The 16,296-nt window shown below is 74.2% G+C and carries 17 protein-coding genes; 4 read left to right on the top strand and 13 right to left on the bottom strand.

From position 1 onward, the window contains the following. Positions 1 to 212 precede the first annotated feature (212 nt). Positions 213 to 1,067: a S1 family peptidase gene (locus PH189_RS12430; protein ID WP_274189107.1), complete on the bottom strand. Its 855-nt coding sequence runs from the start codon at positions 1,065 to 1,067 to the stop codon at positions 213 to 215. A 295-nt stretch (positions 1,068 to 1,362) separates the two neighbouring features. Here PH189_RS12430 and PH189_RS12425 point away from each other — a divergent pair, with 295 nt between their 5' ends. Continuing rightward, entirely contained in the window at positions 1,363 to 2,751 is a 1,389-nt protein-coding gene (locus PH189_RS12425; RefSeq protein ID WP_274189106.1) for a mycothione reductase, read from the top strand. Positions 2,752 to 2,773: 22 nt separating this feature from the next. On the opposite strand, the gene PH189_RS12420 is transcribed toward PH189_RS12425, so the two are convergent. Then, on the bottom strand, positions 2,774 to 3,640 hold the full coding sequence (locus tag PH189_RS12420) for an ABC transporter permease (RefSeq protein ID WP_274189105.1): 867 nt from the start codon (positions 3,638 to 3,640) through the stop codon (positions 2,774 to 2,776). Continuing rightward, positions 3,640 to 4,653 carry an ATP-binding cassette domain-containing protein gene (locus PH189_RS12415; protein WP_274189104.1) on the bottom strand — a complete coding sequence of 338 codons (1,014 nt, stop codon included), beginning with the start codon at positions 4,651 to 4,653 and terminating at the stop codon, positions 3,640 to 3,642. The genes PH189_RS12420 and PH189_RS12415 overlap by 1 nt, the downstream gene beginning before the upstream one ends. Before the next feature lie 65 nt (positions 4,654 to 4,718). On the opposite strand from PH189_RS12415, the gene PH189_RS12410 reads away from it, so the two are divergent. Further along, positions 4,719 to 5,354, top strand: a complete 636-nt coding sequence (locus PH189_RS12410; RefSeq protein ID WP_274189103.1) for a TetR/AcrR family transcriptional regulator C-terminal domain-containing protein — start codon at positions 4,719 to 4,721, stop codon at positions 5,352 to 5,354. 9 nt (positions 5,355 to 5,363) lie between these two features. On the opposite strand, the gene PH189_RS12405 is transcribed toward PH189_RS12410, so the two are convergent. After that, complete coding sequence (locus tag PH189_RS12405; RefSeq protein WP_274189102.1) at positions 5,364 to 5,636, bottom strand: hypothetical protein; 273 nt, start codon at positions 5,634 to 5,636, stop codon at positions 5,364 to 5,366. A 94-nt stretch (positions 5,637 to 5,730) separates the two neighbouring features. Next, positions 5,731 to 6,387: a TetR/AcrR family transcriptional regulator gene (locus tag PH189_RS12400; RefSeq protein ID WP_274189101.1), complete on the bottom strand. Its 657-nt coding sequence runs from the start codon at positions 6,385 to 6,387 to the stop codon at positions 5,731 to 5,733. 155 nt (positions 6,388 to 6,542) lie between these two features. On the opposite strand from PH189_RS12400, the gene PH189_RS12395 reads away from it, so the two are divergent. Together PH189_RS12395 and PH189_RS12390 are read left to right on the top strand one after the other, a co-directional pair. Next, positions 6,543 to 6,944, top strand: coding sequence for a nitroreductase family deazaflavin-dependent oxidoreductase (locus PH189_RS12395; protein WP_274189316.1), 402 nt, complete (start codon positions 6,543 to 6,545; stop codon positions 6,942 to 6,944). Between the two features lie 82 nt (positions 6,945 to 7,026). Beyond that, complete coding sequence (locus PH189_RS12390) at positions 7,027 to 8,250, top strand: saccharopine dehydrogenase family protein (RefSeq protein WP_274189100.1); 1,224 nt, start codon at positions 7,027 to 7,029, stop codon at positions 8,248 to 8,250. Positions 8,251 to 8,320: 70 nt separating this feature from the next. Here the strand turns inward: PH189_RS12390 and PH189_RS12385 are convergent, their stop codons facing one another. The 8 genes from PH189_RS12385 to PH189_RS12350 all read right to left on the bottom strand — a co-directional run bounded on the left by PH189_RS12385 (position 8,321) and on the right by PH189_RS12350 (position 16,271). Then, a complete protein-coding gene (locus PH189_RS12385; RefSeq protein ID WP_274189099.1) occupies positions 8,321 to 9,850 on the bottom strand; it encodes a cobyric acid synthase in 1,530 nt (509 codons plus the stop codon). Then, entirely contained in the window at positions 9,844 to 10,419 is a 576-nt protein-coding gene (locus PH189_RS12380) for a pyridoxamine 5'-phosphate oxidase family protein (RefSeq protein WP_274189098.1), read from the bottom strand. The genes PH189_RS12385 and PH189_RS12380 overlap by 7 nt, the downstream gene beginning before the upstream one ends. 46 nt (positions 10,420 to 10,465) lie before the next feature. Then, positions 10,466 to 10,933 carry a hypothetical protein gene (locus PH189_RS12375; protein WP_274189097.1) on the bottom strand — a complete coding sequence of 156 codons (468 nt, stop codon included), beginning with the start codon at positions 10,931 to 10,933 and terminating at the stop codon, positions 10,466 to 10,468. A gap of 33 nt (positions 10,934 to 10,966) precedes the next feature. Further along, positions 10,967 to 11,977, bottom strand: coding sequence for a dihydrofolate reductase family protein (locus tag PH189_RS12370; RefSeq protein WP_274189096.1), 1,011 nt, complete (start codon positions 11,975 to 11,977; stop codon positions 10,967 to 10,969). A 76-nt stretch (positions 11,978 to 12,053) separates the two neighbouring features. Beyond that, positions 12,054 to 12,911: a type I methionyl aminopeptidase gene (gene map / locus PH189_RS12365; protein ID WP_274189095.1), complete on the bottom strand. Its 858-nt coding sequence runs from the start codon at positions 12,909 to 12,911 to the stop codon at positions 12,054 to 12,056. A 53-nt stretch (positions 12,912 to 12,964) separates the two neighbouring features. Beyond that, positions 12,965 to 13,342, bottom strand: a complete 378-nt coding sequence (locus PH189_RS12360; RefSeq protein WP_274189094.1) for a DUF3054 domain-containing protein — start codon at positions 13,340 to 13,342, stop codon at positions 12,965 to 12,967. A gap of 26 nt (positions 13,343 to 13,368) precedes the next feature. Beyond that, positions 13,369 to 14,202, bottom strand: coding sequence for a GNAT family N-acetyltransferase (locus PH189_RS12355; protein ID WP_274189093.1), 834 nt, complete (start codon positions 14,200 to 14,202; stop codon positions 13,369 to 13,371). A 50-nt stretch (positions 14,203 to 14,252) separates the two neighbouring features. Beyond that, a complete protein-coding gene (locus PH189_RS12350; RefSeq protein ID WP_274189092.1) occupies positions 14,253 to 16,271 on the bottom strand; it encodes an alpha/beta hydrolase family protein in 2,019 nt (672 codons plus the stop codon). Positions 16,272 to 16,296 lie beyond the last annotated feature (25 nt).

The following is a 16,296-nucleotide window of genomic DNA, read 5'->3' as shown; positions in this document are numbered from 1 at the left end:
AAGGGGTGTCCTCACGGATCGGGAGTCGAGGTTCGACGGACCCTAACCCACAACATCTGAGCGATCGCTGAGATGACCGCGACTCCGCGGAGCGGGACCCGGACCGGGGGCAGTGGTCCGGGTCCCGTCTCCGTCTCGCCGGACCGGCCTGCCCGCCGGTCCGTCGTCTCTCCCCCGTGAGCGAACTCGGGGCCTATAGCCCTGAAGTTCGCTCACGTGAGCTGGGAACGCAGCGCGTCGCGCAGGGTCGCGACGCGCACGTAGTAGCCGGGGCGCCCGGCGCGGGCGCAGCCGTCGCCGAAGGACGTGACCCCGATGAGCTTGCCGGCGGCGACGAGCGGGCCGCCCGAGTCGCCCTGGCACGAGTCGACGCCGCCCTGGTCGAAGCCCGCGCAGGTGAGCCGGCGGGCGTCGAAGGTGCGGTCGCCGGCGCGGCAGTAGTCGTCGCCGCGCACCGGCACCGTCGCGGTCAGGAGGTAGCGCGAGGGCGTGGCGCTCTCCGAGGTCGCGCCCCACCCGTAGACCTGGGCGGCGCGGCCGTCCTGGTACAGCGCCTCGTCGCCCGGCCCGGCGAGCGGCAGCGGCGTGCGGGTGCTGGGGGTCGCGAGCGTCAGGACCGCGAGGTCGGCGCCCTTGCCGACGCCCTCGAACTCGGGGCTGACCCACGCCGAGGTGACCGCCGAGGTGTCGCCGGTCGTCGACTGCTTGTCGTCGCGCCCCGCGACCACCATCACCTGCTGCGGCGACGTGGTGGCCATGCAGTGCGCGGCGGTGAGGACCTTGGTGGGAGCGACGAGCGTGCCCCCGCAGAACTGGAACCCCGCGCCATCGGTGAGGAACACCGCCCACGGGTGCTCGTCGGTGGTCGTGCGCGCCCCGCCGACGACACGGACGCCGGCGTCGACGACCACGCCCGAGCCGCCGTCCCCGGTGTCGTCCGCACCAGGGGTGGCCCCCTCGGAAGCCCACGCGCCCGCCGCTCCGGCGAGGACGATCAGGAGGGCCGTCCCGGCGAGCACGAGGATCCTCCGGACCGCGGTGATCCCGTCGCGCACGCCGTTCGTCATCCGTACTGCCCCTCCCGCTCAGGTCCGTTCGGCGCTCCACCGGGGACCGTTCGGCGCAGCGGTGGGGTGCCTTCGGGGGAAGAGACCAGCAGTCGTCTCGACCTCGGACAAGGCCGGGCGGGCAGAGTTAGCTCCGCCGGGCGACGACGAACGGTCGATTTCCGTCGACAAACGTCACCATGGAGTGGTCGCGCCGCGATGAGCGGTCAGTGAAAGCCGGTGAACGGCGACCTGGAACCGCTCGTCGTGGGACGGCGGCGCCGCGCTCCGTTCGGTCGCGCACTACCGTGGAGGCGTGCCCCACCACGACCTCGTCATCATCGGCACCGGCTCCGGGAACACGATCCCGGACGAACGGTTCGCGGACATGGACGTGGCGATCGTCGAGCACGGGGTGTTCGGCGGGACCTGCCTGAACGTCGGCTGCATCCCGACCAAGATGTACGTCTACGCCGCCGACGTCGCCGAGACGATCCGCCGGGCGGGCATCTACGGCGTGGACGCGAGCATCGACAAGATCCGCTGGACCGACATCCGCGACCGGGTGTTCTCGCGGATCGACCCGATCGCCGCCGGGGGGCAGCGCTACCGCCAGTTCGAGGCCCCGAACACCCCGGTCTACCTCGGCCACGCCCGCTTCACCGGCGAGCGGGCGCTCGAGGTGGCCCCGACCGACGGGTCGGAGCCGGTCACCCTCACCGGCGACCGCATCGTCGTCGCCGCCGGCGCGCGCCCCGCGATCCCGCACCTGATCGCCTCGAGCGGGGTCACCTTCCACACCTCCGACGACGTCATGCGCATCGACGAGGTCCCCCGCCGCCTGACGATCGTCGGCGGCGGCTACATCGCCGCGGAGTTCGCCCACGTGTTCTCGGCGCTCGGCGCCGAGGTCACCGTCGCCACCCGCGGGCCCGCGCTGCTGCGCGAGCAGGACGAGGACATCTCGAGCCGGTTCACCTCGCTGGCGGCCCAGCGCTGGACCCTCTACTGCGACGCCGCACCCACCGCCCCGCCCGAGCAGCGCGACGACGGCACGATCGTCCTGCACTGCCAGCACGGCGCCATCGAGAGCGACGCCCTGCTCGTGGCCGCCGGGCGCATCCCCAACTCCGACCGGCTCGACGCCGCCGCGGGCGGGCTCGCGCTGCACTCCGACGGGCGCATCGTCGTCGACCCCCAGCAGCGGACCTCGGTGCCCGGCGTCTACGCCCTCGGCGACATCAGCTCGGAGTTCCAGCTCAAGCACGTCGCCAACCACGAGGCCGCGATCGTGCGCCACAACCTGCTCTACCCCGACGACCCGCGGGAGACGAACAACCGGCACGTGCCGGCCGCGGTGTTCACCGACCCGCAGATCGCCTCGATCGGGCTCCGCGAGCAGGACTGCCGCGACCGCGGCATCCCCTACGTCACCAAGATCCAGAACTACGGCGATGTCGCCTTCGGCTGGGCGATGGAGGACACCACCGGCGTCGTCAAGCTCGTCGCCTCGCCGGACGGCACCCTGCTCGGCGCCCACCTCATGGGCCCGGAGGCCTCCTCGCTGATCCAGCCGATGATCCAGGCGATCACCTTCGGCCTGGACGCCCGCACGATGGCCGAGAAGCAGTACTGGATCCACCCGGCGCTGCCCGAGGTGCTGGAGAACGCCCTGCTCGGCCTCCCCCTCGACCCCGAGGTCTGAGCTCCGGGTCCGGCTCCGAGGGTCACTCCGTCCGCCGGAACCGCCACACCGCGAGGGACAGCAGCAGGACGCAGAACCCGATCGTCATGAGGATCTGCACGCCGACGGGCACCGTCCAGGTCCCCCAGACGATGCCCGGGTCGAAGCGCGCACGGGTCGCGGCGTCGACGTCGAGGTGGTCGAACACCACCGAGCGCAGGGGCTCGACGGCGTAGGTCATGGGGTTGACGTGCGTGAGCACGGCGAGCCACGTCGGCAGCCCCGAGAGCGGGAACAGCGCTCCGGACAGGAACATCAGGGGCGTGATCACGAGCTGGACGAGCGGCATCGCCGTCTGGATCTGCTTCACGCGCGCCGCCAGCACGAGGCCGAGCGACGTGATCATGAAGCCCATCAGGAAGATCAGCCCGATCATCGCCAGCAGCATCAGCGGGTCGTAGGGCACACCGACCAGGCCGGCGAGGGCCAGGAGGACGAGGCACTGCAGCGTCGCCACGGTGGCGCCGCCGAGGGCCTTCCCGATGAGGATCGAGGCGGTCGACACCGGCGCGACGAGCATCTCGCGCAGGAAGCCGAACTCCCGGTCCCAGACGATGGAGATGCCCGCGAAGGCCGCGGTGAAGAGCACCGAGATCGCCATGACGCCCGGGAACAGGAACGTCGTGAACGCGACGGACCCGGCGCCCTCACTGCTCCCGAGCAGCGAGCCCAGCCCGGTGCCCAGCACGAACAGGAACAGCAGCGGCTGGGCCAGCGACGACAGGATGCGCGAGCGGTCCTTGACGAAGCGGATCATCTCCCGCTGCCAGACGACCGCCGCGGCGCGCGCCTCGGTGGCGAGACTGTTCACGGGGACCCGCACGGCCTCCGGGGTCATCGTGGTGGTCATCAGCGTCCCCTCATCCGCATCGCCATGGGATGCATGCCCCGTGATGCTGCTGGCCCGGCCTCCGCGTCGCGGATCGTCGTGCCCGTGTAGGCCAGGAAGACGTCGTCGAGGCTGGGCCGGGTCACGGTGACCGAGCGGATGGCCACGCGGTGGTGGCCCAGACGGTCGAACAGGCGCGGCACGAAGCCTGCGCCGTCGGCCACGGCGATCGACACGGCGCCCTCGCGCACGGCGCCCTCGAGCCCGAATTCGGTGCGCAACGCGCGCAGGGCGGCCTCGTCGTCGTCCGTGGTGATCGTGACGCGGTCGGCGCCCACCTGGGCCTTGAGCGCGTCCGGGGTGTCGAGGGCGACGATCCGGCCCTCGTTCATGATCGCGATCCGGTCGCAGTGCTCGGCCTCGTCCATGTAGTGGGTGGTGACGAAGACGGTGATCCCTCCGTCCTCCTGGCTCTCGGCGTTGCGGTGCAGCTCCGCCACGTAGTCCCATATGGTGCCGCGGGTCTGCGGGTCGAGGCCGATCGTCGGCTCGTCGAGGAAGAGCACCTGGGGCGAGTGCAGCAGGCCCCGCGCGATCTCGAGCCGCCGCCGCATGCCGCCGGAGTACGTGGCGACGGGGTCGGCCCGGCGGTCCCAGAGGCCCACCATGCGCATCACCTCCTCGCGCCGGGCCGGCGCGCGCCGGCGGTCGACGCCGTAGAGCTCCTGGTGGAAGCGCAGGTTCTGCTCGCCCGACATCGGGGCGTCGAGCGTCGGGTCCTGGAACACCAGCCCGATGCGCCGGCGCACGGCGGCGCGCTCGCGCACGACGTCGAGCCCGACGACCTCGGCCTCGCCGTCGGTCGGCTCGACCAGGGTGCACAGGATGTTGATCGTGGTGGACTTCCCGGCCCCGTTCGGTCCGAGGAAGCCGAACGTCTCGCCGCGCGCCACCTCGAGGTCGATGCCGCGCACCGCCTCAATCGCGCCGTAGCGCTTCACCAGGCCGCGGACCGCGACCGCGGGTGTGTTCATGGCCCCCTCCTCTAACAGCGTTAGGGACGCTACCCTCACACCGTTCGAGAGGGCAAGGAGGACGCATGACGCTGACCCGCGACGCCGTCGTCGACGCCGCGGTGGACCTGCTCGGCGAGGTGGGACTCGAGGGCCTGTCGCTGCGGCGGCTGGCCCGCGACCTCGGGGTCAGCGCACCGACGCTCTACTGGCACGTCGCCGACAAGCGCACGCTGCTCGACCACGTCGCCGAGCGCCTGCTCGCCGACCAGTGGCGGGTGATCCCGCTCGCGCCGGGCGAGGACTGGGCGGACTGGCTGCGCGAGCGCGCGATCGCGCAGTTCCGGGCGCTCGTCGCCCACCGCGACGCCGCGCTGGTCGTCGCCGGCAATCGGCCGACGGAGGCGTCGCTGCCCGCGGTCGAGCAGGTGCTCGCCACCCTCATCGGCGCCGGCCTCGCCCCCGTCGACGCCTTCTCGACGGTCCAGGCCGTCGGCAACCTCGTGATCGGCTCGGCGATCGAGTACCACGCCGAGCGCGAGCGGCCGGCCTCCGACCACGGACGCCCGGCGCCGCCGGATCCCCAGGTCTACCCGCACCTGGCCGCGCTCCGGCCCGCGCTCGCCGAGCGCGCCGGCACGCCCGAGGACCACGAGGCCCTGTTCCGCCACGGACTCGATCTGATGATCGCGGGCCTGCGCGTCTCGCTGGCGACGCGCTGACCCCGCGCGTCAGCCCTCGCGGTGGCGGTACTCCTCACCGGGGATGGACGGGTTCTCGGCACGCGCCTGCTCGGCGTCGGCGTCACGCGCCGAGGCCCGCTCGCGCTGCTCGGCCTCGGGCAGCGAGTCGTCGCCGGACTCGGGCGTGGCGTGCCGGCCACGGCGCTCGGTGCTCGCGATGGAGGTGGCGGAGTCGGCGTCCGCGGCCTCCTCGTTCGCGCGCTCGCGCGCCACGGTCTCGGGGAGTGACGGCGGTTCCTCGCGGTGATCCTGGTCGGCCATCTGGTGCTCCCTTTCGGCGACGTCGACGCGGTCACCGTCCGCGCACAGGGCACTCGGCGTCAAGCATCCGGACGGTGTCATCCGCCCGGCGGACTCACCGGGACGGGAGCCCGACCGACGACGCAGCGGCGTCGGCGACGGCGTCGAGGAAGGCCGCGCGGTCGACGACGACGTTCTCGTACTGGCCGAAGAGCTCGAAGCCGACGGTGCCGAAGAGCTGGGTCCAGGCCGCGATCGCCGGCAGGACGAGCGGCCGGTCCACGCCGGGGAGCAGGCCGTCGCGCAGTATCCCGTCGCTCCCCCCCTCGTCGGTCGGCGCGACCCCGTGCTCGGCGACGATCGCCGCCAGGAGCAGGCCCACGCGACCGGCGGCCGGGATCGTCTCGGCGGGCGCCGCGTAGCCGGGCACCGGCGAGCCGTAGATCAGCGCGTACTCCGCGGGGTGCTCGAGACCCCAGGAGCGCACCGCCCGCCAGACGGCGCGCCACTGGGCGCGGGGCGGCGCGTCCGGGTCCCGGGCCGCCTCGGCGCGCTCCCCCACGGCGTCGTAGGCCTCGACGATGAGCCGCGTGAGCAGCTCGTCCCGGCTGGCGACGTACCGGTAGACCGCCGAGGACACCATGCCGACCTCGCGGGCCACGGAGCGCAGCGAGAGCGCCGCCGCGCCCTGCTCGGCGAGCTGACGGCGGGCCTCGTCGAGGATCGCTCGGGTGGTCTCGGCGCGCGCCCGTGCGCGGGTCCCGGGGGGCATGCGGCTCATCGTGCCACACGACGAGAGCAGTGCTCTTGACATCCTCCTCCAGGGCGAGAACAGTGCCTACTGCCGAGAGCAGTGCTCTCACCGCTGAGGAGGACACCGTGACCGCCAACCACTACCAGGCCCCCGGACGCATCACGCGCTCGATCATGAACCCGCTGGTCGCCGGGCTGACGCGGCTCGGGCTCCCGCTCGCCGGCTCCGCCGTCCTCGGTGTCCGTGGCCGCACGAGCGGCGAGGTCCGCACGACCCCGGTGAACCCGCTGCGCCTCGACGGCCGGCGCTACCTCGTCGCCGCCCGCGGGCACACGCAGTGGGTGCGCAACCTGCGCGTGGCGGGCGAGGCCGAGCTCCGCGTCGGGCGGCGCACCGAGACCGTGCGCGCCACGGAGCTCACGGGCGCCGACAAGGTGCCGGTGCTGCGCGCCTACCTGCGCGCCTGGGCGTGGGAGGTCGGCGCGTTCTTCGACGGCGTCGACGCCGACTCGTCCGACGACGAGCTCGCCGCGATCGCCGACCGGCACCCGATCTTCGTGATCACCCCCACGTGAGTGATGTTCGGTGTGATAGCCCCGAACTTCACTCACGGCCCTCGAGCCTGCTCGGGCCTCCGAGCGCCGCTATCGTGCCGCCATGTCCGGTGATCGCGAGCACGAGCTGGTCCTGTTCGGCGCCACGAGCTTCGTCGGCGAGCTGACCGCCGCCCACCTCGCGCGCCACGCGCCCGCCGGCACCCGGATCGCGCTGGCGGGCCGCTCGCGCGAGCGCCTGGAGAAGGTCCGCGAGCGCCTGCCCCCGCCCGGCGGGGACTGGCCGCTGATCGTCGCCGACACCACCGACCCCGACGCCCTCGCGCGCATGGCCGCCTCGACGACGGCGCTGCTCACCACCGTCGGCCCCTACGCCAAGTACGGCCTGCCCGTGGTCGAGGCCTGCGCCACGGCCGGCACGCACTACGCCGACCTCACCGGCGAGGTCCAGTTCGCCCGCGAGGCGATCGACCGCTTCGACGAGCCCGCCCGAGCGAGCGGCGCGCGGATCGTGCACTCCTGCGGCTACGACTCGATCCCCTCCGATCTGTCGGTGCTGCTGCTCCACAGCCGCGTCCAGGCCGACGGCGAGGGCGAGCTCACCGACGTCACCACCGTCGCCCGCATCCGCGGCGGCGTCTCGGGCGGCACGGTCGACTCCATGCGCGGGCTGGCCGACGGGGCGCGGGCCGACCGCTCACTCGCGAAGCTGATGCGCGATCCCTACGGCCTGAGCCCGGAGCGCGACGCCGAGCCCGACACCCGCCAGCCCAGCGACAACCCGGCGCCGCACCGCGTCGACGGCCGCTGGGTCGCGCCGTTCGTCATGGCCTCCTACAACACCCGTATCGTGCGGCGCTCGAACGCGATCGCGGGCTACGCGTACGGCAAGGGCCTGCGCTACGGCGAGGTGATGGGGACCGGGAAGGGCCCGCTCGGCGCGATCACGGCGGGCGTCGTCACGGGCGGGCTGGGCGCCCTGCTCGCGGGGTTCGTCACCCCCGGCGTCCGACAGGTGCTCGACCGCGTCCTGCCCAAGCCGGGCGAGGGGCCGAGCGAGAAGACCCGCAACGCCGGATGGTTCCGCCACGACATCGACGCGACGACCACCACCGGCGCCCGCTACACCGGGCGCGTCTCGGGCTCCGGCGACCCGGGCTACGCCGCCACCGCCGTGATGTTCGGCGAGACGGGGCTCTGCCTCGCCCTCGACGGCGACCGCCTGCCCGACCGCGCCGGCTCGCTCACCCCCGCCACGGCGATGGGCCCGGCGCTCGTGGAGCGCCTGCGCACCGCCGGGCACGTGTACGACGTCGCTCGGGCCTGACATCGGCCTGCCTCTCCCCGTACCAGCCTGGCGTCCACGCTGGCGTTCACCGCCAGGAAATCCGCCTCGATCATGAGGACGAGACGCGGACCTCGGGCAGTCCGGGCGGCGCGCCCTTCGCGATGAGGGCCTCGAGGGCGTCGGTGTCGAGGTGGGTCTCGACGAGGTCGCCGAGCAGGTCGAGCTGGGCGGCGCGCGTCGCCGCGTAGGACGTGGCCGGCGCCGGGGTGAAGTCACGACCCGCGGCCGCCGCGGCGCGCGCGAGCAGGCGCCGGCGCAGCGCGTCGTTCTCGAGCAGACCGTGGGCGTGGGTGCCGAGCACGTGCCCCCCGTCCGCCCCCTCGGGCGTCCCGTCGCCCAGGGTGACCAGCGGCGCCACCGCACCGCGCAGCTCCCGCCCGTGGTGAATCTCGTAGAACGCCACCGACTCCCCCAGCGCCGTGCCGGTCGGCGTCCCGAGGTGCTTGGCGACGTCGAAGGTCACCTCGACGTCGAGCAGACCGAGGCCCTCGGCGGTGCCCGGCGCGGCCTCGACGCCGTGCGGGTCGTGGATACGCCGGGCGAGCATCTGATAACCGCCGCAGACCCCGAGCACCGGCCGCCCGGCCCGGGCGTGGGCGAGGACCCCGTCGGCGAGCCCCTGCGCGCGCAGCCACGCGAGGTCGGCCACCGTCGCCTTGGAGCCGGGCAGGACGACGAGGTCCGCGTCGGCGAGGCGCGAGGGCTCGGTGACGTAGCGGACGGCGACCCCGGGCTCGGCGGCGAGCGCGTCGACGTCCGTGCCGTTGGACACCCGCGGCAGGCGCACCACCGCCACCCGCAGCCAGTCGCGCCCGACCGGCGTCGCGGGCCGTCCCACGACCCCGTCGGCGACGTGGCCGAGCGAGTCCTCCGCGTCGAGCCACAGCTCCGGTCTCCACGGCACGACGCCCAGCGTCGGGCGGCCGGTCAGCGCCCGGAGCTGCTCGAGGCCGGGCTCGAGCAGCGCCGGGTCGCCGCGGAACTTGTTCACCACCCAGCCCGCCACCAGCGCCTGATCGGCGGGCTCGAGGACGGCCAGGGTCCCGAACAGGTGCGCCAGCACGCCACCGCGGTCGATGTCGCCGACGACGATCACGGGCAGGTCGGCGGCGCGTGCGAGGCCCATGTTGGCGATGTCGGTGGACCGCAGGTTGATCTCCGCGGGCGATCCCGCGCCCTCGCAGATGACGACCTCGTGCTGCTCCCGCAGCGAGGCCAGCGACGACGTGACGACCTCGAGCAGCGCCGCCTTGCGCTCGCGGTAGCTCGCCGCCGACACCGTCCCGTCGACGACGCCGCGCACCACCACCTGTGAGGTCCGGTCGCTGCCCGGCTTCAGCAGCACGGGGTTGAACCCGACGCTGGGCGCCAGCCCGCACGCGGCGGCCTGCAGCGCCTGGGCGCGCCCGATCTCCCCGCCGTCGGCGCAGACGACGCTGTTGTTGCTCATGTTCTGCGCCTTGAACGGCGCCACGTCGACGCCGCGGCGGTGCAGCCACCGGCAGATCCCGGCGACCAGGACGCTCTTGCCGGCGTCCGACGTCGTCCCCGCGACGAGCAGCGCGCCGGCCGTCACCATCCCGGCAGGCCCGCGAGCCCGGGCAGGCCGTCGAGGGAGTGCTCGTTCTTCTCCGCGCGGTAGTTCCGCAGCCACTCGGGGCTGTGCCGCTCGGCCCACGAGTCGAGCAGCTCGCGGTCGGACTCGAGGGCCATCCGGGGCACCGCGTAGCCGCAGGCGTCGGCGACCCGGGTGACGTCGACGGTGATCACGCCGCGGGCCTCGGTGCGCCGCGACGCGAGCCCCATCGCGAACGGCGCGAGCGCCTCGTCGAACCCCTCCTCGCCGTGGGTGACGACGCGCCCTCGGCCGTGCAGCCGCACGACGTTGGGCGTGCCGTCGAAGGAACAGAACATGACGCAGATGCGCCCGTTCTCGCGCAGGTGGGCGGTGGTCTCGATGCCGCTCGCGGTCATGTCGACGTAGGCGAACGTGTGGTCGTCGAGCACGCCGAAGGTGCCGCGCAGGCCCTTCGGCGAGACGTTGACCAGCCCGTCGCCCGACAGCGGGGCGGTGCCGACGAAGAACACCGGCTGCTCGCCGATCCACCGGGCGAGCCGGGGCTCGATGCGCTCGTAGACTCCTGCCACACCTGGCAATCTCGCACGCCGGGCGCGCCCGGCGCAGCCACGTGGCTCACGTCGCGTCGAGCTCGACGTCGACCAGGACGCCGGTGGCGGCGTCGTCGACGGCCTTCGGCACCGCCGAGAGGTCCCGCGCGGCCAGGGCGACGCGCTCGTCGCGGACCGTCTCGGTGAGCAGGCGCAGGCGGTGGATGCGTCCAGTGGTGGGGAGCCCGTCGAGTGGGTCGACGACGAGGTCGCCGCGCAGCCGCACCGGCCCGGACACGTGCCGCGGGGCGTCCCAGAGCGCGCGGAAGCCCTCGCCGGCGAGCTCGGTGGACCAGGCGGTCGACCCCGGCCGTCCGACTGCGGGCACCGCCACCGCGTCGACGACGTCGGACCACCCGCGCGGCCGGTCGCCGGTCCCGGTGGCGTGCTCGACGAACCGCAGCCGCCAGGTGCGGATCTGCCGGATCGAGGCCAGCGGGCAGGCGCGGGCACGGATCACCGCGGCGGGCAGCAGGATCGGCAGCGAGCGCACGCCACCACGATGACCGACAGGGGCGTGATCGGCTCAGCGGTGGAGGTTGGGGCGGCGCGCGAGCTCCACGAACTCCGGGCGCTCGATCACCTCGACGCCCGCCTCGGCGAGCCGTGCCGCGCCCGAGGGCGTCCCGACGAACAGCGGGGGCTCGCGCCAGGCCATGACGACCCGGCCGACGCCGGCGTCGAGGATGTGCTGGGTGCAGGTCGTCGGGCGCGACGCGCGCTGACCGCAGGGCTCGAGCGAGGTGTAGATCGTGGCGCCGGGCAGCCGCGGGTCGGCGTGGTCGAGGTCGCGCAGGGCGACCTCCTCGGCGTGGTCGAGGACGTCGTCGCGGCGGCTGTGCCCGGTCGCGAGCACGGTGCCGTCGGCGGCGACCACCACGCAGCCCACCGAGAACGCCGACGCCGACGGCGGGCAGCGCTCGGCCAGCGAGCACGCCTCGGCGAGCCAGCGGGTGTCCGCGTCACCGAACCGGTAGCGCAGCAGCACGTCCTGCTCCACCCGGCGAGTCTCCACCAGGTGGCCCTGCAGGGGCACACCGGTGAACCGCGGCCCGGCGCCGACGAGCCGCGGCGCGATCGCCAGCTGCAGCTCGTCGACGGCATGGGCGGCGAGGAAGTCGCGGTGCACGCGCGCGCCGCCCTCGATCATGAGCCGCACGACGCCGTGGGCGGCGAGGCGGTCGAGCACCTCGTCGGGCGGGCCGCAGAGGACGACGGTGTCGGCGAGCTCGCGGCCTTCGGTCAGCACGCGGGCGTCCGGGGCGACGGGGCGCGACGAGAGCACGACCCGGAGCGGTGACGGCCTCAGCCCGCGCGCGAGCCGGTCGGCGCGGCGCTGCGGGGAGCGCACGAGCAGGCGCGGGTCGTCGGCGCGGACGGTGTCGCCGCCGACGAGGATCGCGTCGACGCCCGCGCGTTCGGCGTCGACGCGGTCGAGGTCGGCGGGCCCGGAGAGCACGAGCCGCTCAGGGGTGTCGTCGTCGAGGAAGCCGTCGATCGACACCGCGGCGGAGGCGAGCACGTGCGGGAGCCTCACGAGACCTCGCGGTGATCGTGGGGGCTTCCCTGACGTCGAGTGTCAGCGTGGCCCCCACGCTGACACCGGCAGGTGCTCACGGCAGCGTGAGGATCTCGCTGCCGGTGTCGGTGACGAGGATCGTGTGCTCGAACTGCGCGGTGCGCGACTTGTCCTTGGTCGTCACCGTCCAGCCGTCGTCCCAGAGATCGTAGTCGGCGGTGCCGCGGGTGATCATCGGCTCGATCGTGAACGTCATCCCCGGCTCGAGCATCTCGTGGCGGTCCGGGTCGTCGTAGTGGACGACGACGAGCCCGGAGTGGAACGCCCGCCCGATGCCGTGGCCGGTGAAGTCGCGGACGACGCCGTAGCCGAAACGGTTCGCGTAGGACTCGATCACCCGGCCGACGACGTTGAGCTCACGCCCCGGCTTGACCGCCTTGATCGCCCGCTTCGTCGCCTCGAGGGTCCGCTCGACGAGCAGGCGGTCCTCCTCGTCGACGTCCCCGGCGAGGAACGTCGCGTTGGTGTCGCCGTGCACGCCGCCGATGAAGGCGGTGACGTCGATGTTGACGATGTCGCCGTCGCTGATCACCGTCGAGTCCGGGATGCCGTGGCAGATGACCTCGTTGAGCGAGGTGCAGCACGACTTCGGGAAGCCGCGGTAGCCCAGCGTCGACGGGTAGGCGTCGTGGTCGACGAGGAACTCGTGCACGACGCGGTCGACCTCGTCGGTGGTGACACCCGGGCGGACGGCCTCGCCGCCGGCCTGCAGCGCCTGTGCGGCGATCGTCGAGGCCACCCGCATCGCCTCGATGACCTCGGGCGGCTGCACCCAGGGATCGGTGCTGCGCGCGGGCGCGGGCTTCCCGACGTACTCGGGGCGGGTGATGTGCGGGGGCACCGGGCGCAGCGGGGTCTGCTGCCCGGGCCGCAACGGGGCGCGGACCGGCATGCCCCCACCCTAGGCGCCCCGCTCGCGGGCCGCCGTCGTCTCGTGCCGTGGGCTCAGCGGTGCCGGTGTGTCGCCGATCGACGGAGCAGGCGGACGACGCCGCGCCACCCCAGCACCAGTGCGCCGAGCGCGACGGTGGCCACGATGGCGAACGACAGCGGCAGGCGCCCGGTGATCGCGGCGCGCACGGGCAGCCCGACCACCACCGCCCCTGCCCACACCGCGAGCCCCGCACGCCAGGCCAGCGGGTCGCGCCACGTCCGCGCGGCCAACGTCCCCACCGCGGCGCCGACGACGAAGGGCGCGGCGGTGAGCAGGGTGCCCGCGAGGTCCTCGGTGTGGCTCGCCCGGCCGATCGCCGCGAAGGCCAGCACCGCCGCGGCGTCGAGCACGATCCAGGAGGCGTGGCGGGTCGGCGTCGCGGTGGTCACGACCCGAGGTTAATCAGAACCGGGGCTCAGAACAGCACGGTGGCGAACGAGCCGACCTGCTCGAACCCGATGCGCTCGTAGGCGCGCCGGGCGGGGGTGTTGAACGCGTTGACGTAGAGGCTCGCGACCCGGCGCGCCCGCACGAGGTGGGCCACGACGGCGGCCGTCCCCGACTGCCCCAGCCCCCGGCCCCGCCACTCGGGGTGCACCCAGACGCCCTGGATCTGCCCGACCCGCGCCGACAGGGCGCCGATCTCGGCCTTGAACACGACCTCGCCCTGCTCGAAGCGCACGAACGCGCGCCCGGCACCGATCAGCTCCGCCACCCGGGCCCGATAGCCCGCGCCGCCGTCGCCGAGACGCGGGTCGACCCCGACCTCCTCGAGGAACATCGCGATCGCGGCGGGTAGGTAGCGCTCGATCTCGTCCGGGCGGGTCTGGCGCACCGCGGGGTCGGGCGTGACCGTCGGGGCGACCGCGGTGGCCATCAGCGGCTGGTCGGGACGCACCTCGCGGGCGCTGTCCCAGTGCTCGGAGAGCTCCTCCCACAGCGGCAGCACCAGCTCGCGCCGCCCGACCAGCGACGAGCACGAGCGCCGCTGACGACGGGCCCGGTCGGCGAAGTGACGCACCTCCGCGCGGTCGCCGCGCAGGGGGACGAGGTTGGCCCCCGAGAAGCACAGCCCGTCGAGCCGGCCGCCGACGCCCCACAGCTCGCCGCCGAGGCGCCACGGCTCGACCCCGACCGTCTCGACGCGCGAGGCGACCATGCAGGTGGCGACGGGATCGGCGTCGAGGGCGCTCCGCACCTTCGACCGGTCCCGGTCGTCGAGCAGCCGCGCACCGGCGGTACGGAGCACCTCCCAAGCGTGCCACGTCCACGGTTCGGTGGGGAGATCGCGTCCCTCCCTCAGACGAGGGCCGGCCGCTCCCAGGGACGGTGCAGGACGTGGTGGTCGAGGAACGCCCACACCGTGCGGTACCAGAGCTTCGCGTCCCCGGGCTGGAGCACCCAGTGGTTCTCGTCGGGGAAGTACAGGAACTGCGACTCCACCCCGGAGCGCTGCAGGTCGTACCAGAGCCGCAGGCCCTCGGAGATCGGCACGCGGTAGTCCTTGTCGCCGTGGATCACCAGCATCGGCGTGGCGATCGACCGCACGTGGCGGTGGGGCGAGTGGGCGTCGTAGCGCTCGCGCTCGTCGAGCGGGTCGCCCCACTCCCGACGCCAGTGGAACGAGGCGTCGGTGGTGCCGACGAAGCCGTCGAGGTGCCAGATGCTGGCGTGGGTGACGATCGCGGCGAAGCGGTCGGTGTGCCCGGCCATCCAGTTGGCCATGTAGCCGCCGAAGGACCCGCCCATCGCGGCGACGCGTGTGGCGTCGACGTCCTCGCGCGCCAGCGCGGCCTCGGTGGCCGTCATGAGGTCGGTGTAGGGCAGCTCGCCCCAGGCCCCGGTGGCGGGGTCGAGGAACTCCTGGCCGTAGCCGGTGGACAGGCGCGGGTCGGGTAGCAGCACCGCCCAGCCGCGCGCGGCCATCAGCCACGGGTTCCAGCGCCACGACCAGGCGTTCCAGCTCGACAGCGGCCCGCCGTGGATCCAGAGGACCAGCGGGGCCGGGGACGCCGCCGACGCGCCCCCGGGCAGCACCAGCCACGAACGCAGCGCCGTGCCGTCCGCGGCGGTGGCGTGCACCTCGGCGAGCGTCCCGGGCAGCGGGTCGAGCTGCGTCACCCCGCGCAGCGCCGTCGGCTCCTGGTCGGCGGCCTCGGGGTCGAGGCGCACCGGCGCCGGGGGCGCGTCGACGCCCGAGCGCAGCGCGTAGAGCGCCGAGCCGTCCTGGGCGGCGACGACGTCGGTGTAGGCCCCGGAGCGGGTCAGGCGGGTGACGGTGCCGTCGGTGATCGACACGCGCAGCACCGGCCCGTGCCCGGCCTCGTCGACGACGACGTACACGACGTCGCCGCCCGGGGCCCCGGTGACGCCGCGGACCTGGACGGCCTCCTCGGGCAGGACGTCGCGCTCGTAGCCAGATCCCGAAGCACCGTCGTCCAATGGGCGCGCCTTCAGCGTGTGCGCCATCCCGCGCCCCGGGCGGGGGTGCCGCTCGCGCACCCACAGCAGCCACCGGCCGTCCGGGGTGAAGGTGGGCGCCTCGTGGTCGGCACCCGGCTCGTCGCCGACGACGACACGCCCATCCTCGGTGTGCAGCTCGAGACGGCGACGCCACGACGCGGGGTCGGCGGGGTCGGGCACCTCCGCGACCACCGCGACGGTCCGCCCGTCGGGGCTGATCGCGCTCCCGCCGAAGCGGTGGTCGGCGCCGGGGGCGACGTGCTCGGGCTCGCCGTAGCCGGCGTCGGGGTCGGCCGGGTCCGGGGGCGCGCACCGCTGCAGGTGCGCGCGGCCCGGGCCGAGGTCGTGGTCCCAGAAGCGCACCGGGAAATGGGTGTGCAGCCGCGCCGCGACGCCCGCGGTCTCGCGCGCCTCCACCTGCTCGGCCGCGTCCCCCTCCACCGGCCTCGGGGTGACCAGGGCGAGCGTGCCGGAGTCCCGCGCCACGGCGAAACCGCTGACGCCGCCGGGGCGCTCGGCCACCGGCCGGGCCTCGCCGCCCCGCGCGGGCAGGAGCCACAGGGCGGTGCGGTCCTCGGTCGGCTTCTCCGCGATGGGGTCCGCGCGTCGCGACGTGAAAAGCAGGTCGCCGTCCGGGGTGAACGTGGCCGACGACTCGCCGGTCGACGAGCGCGTCAAGCGCCGCGGCGCCCGCTCACCGTCCGGGTCGAGCTCCCACAGCGAGGTGCCGTACTTCTTCCCGTCCGCGGAGAGCTCCGAGACGGTGGTGACGAGGCGCGTGCCGTCCGGGGACAGCGCGAGCCCGGCACAGCGGCGGGTGGCGACGAAGGCGTCGAGGTCGTCGAACGTGCTCACGCTCTCATCCGATCACGGAACCCTG

Source organism: Actinomycetospora chibensis, from assembly GCF_028737215.1.
Lineage (GTDB): Bacteria > Actinomycetota > Actinomycetes > Mycobacteriales > Pseudonocardiaceae > Actinomycetospora > Actinomycetospora chibensis.
The sequence above is the reverse complement of the archived record's forward strand: the minus strand, read 5'-3'. Positions and strand labels throughout refer to the sequence as shown.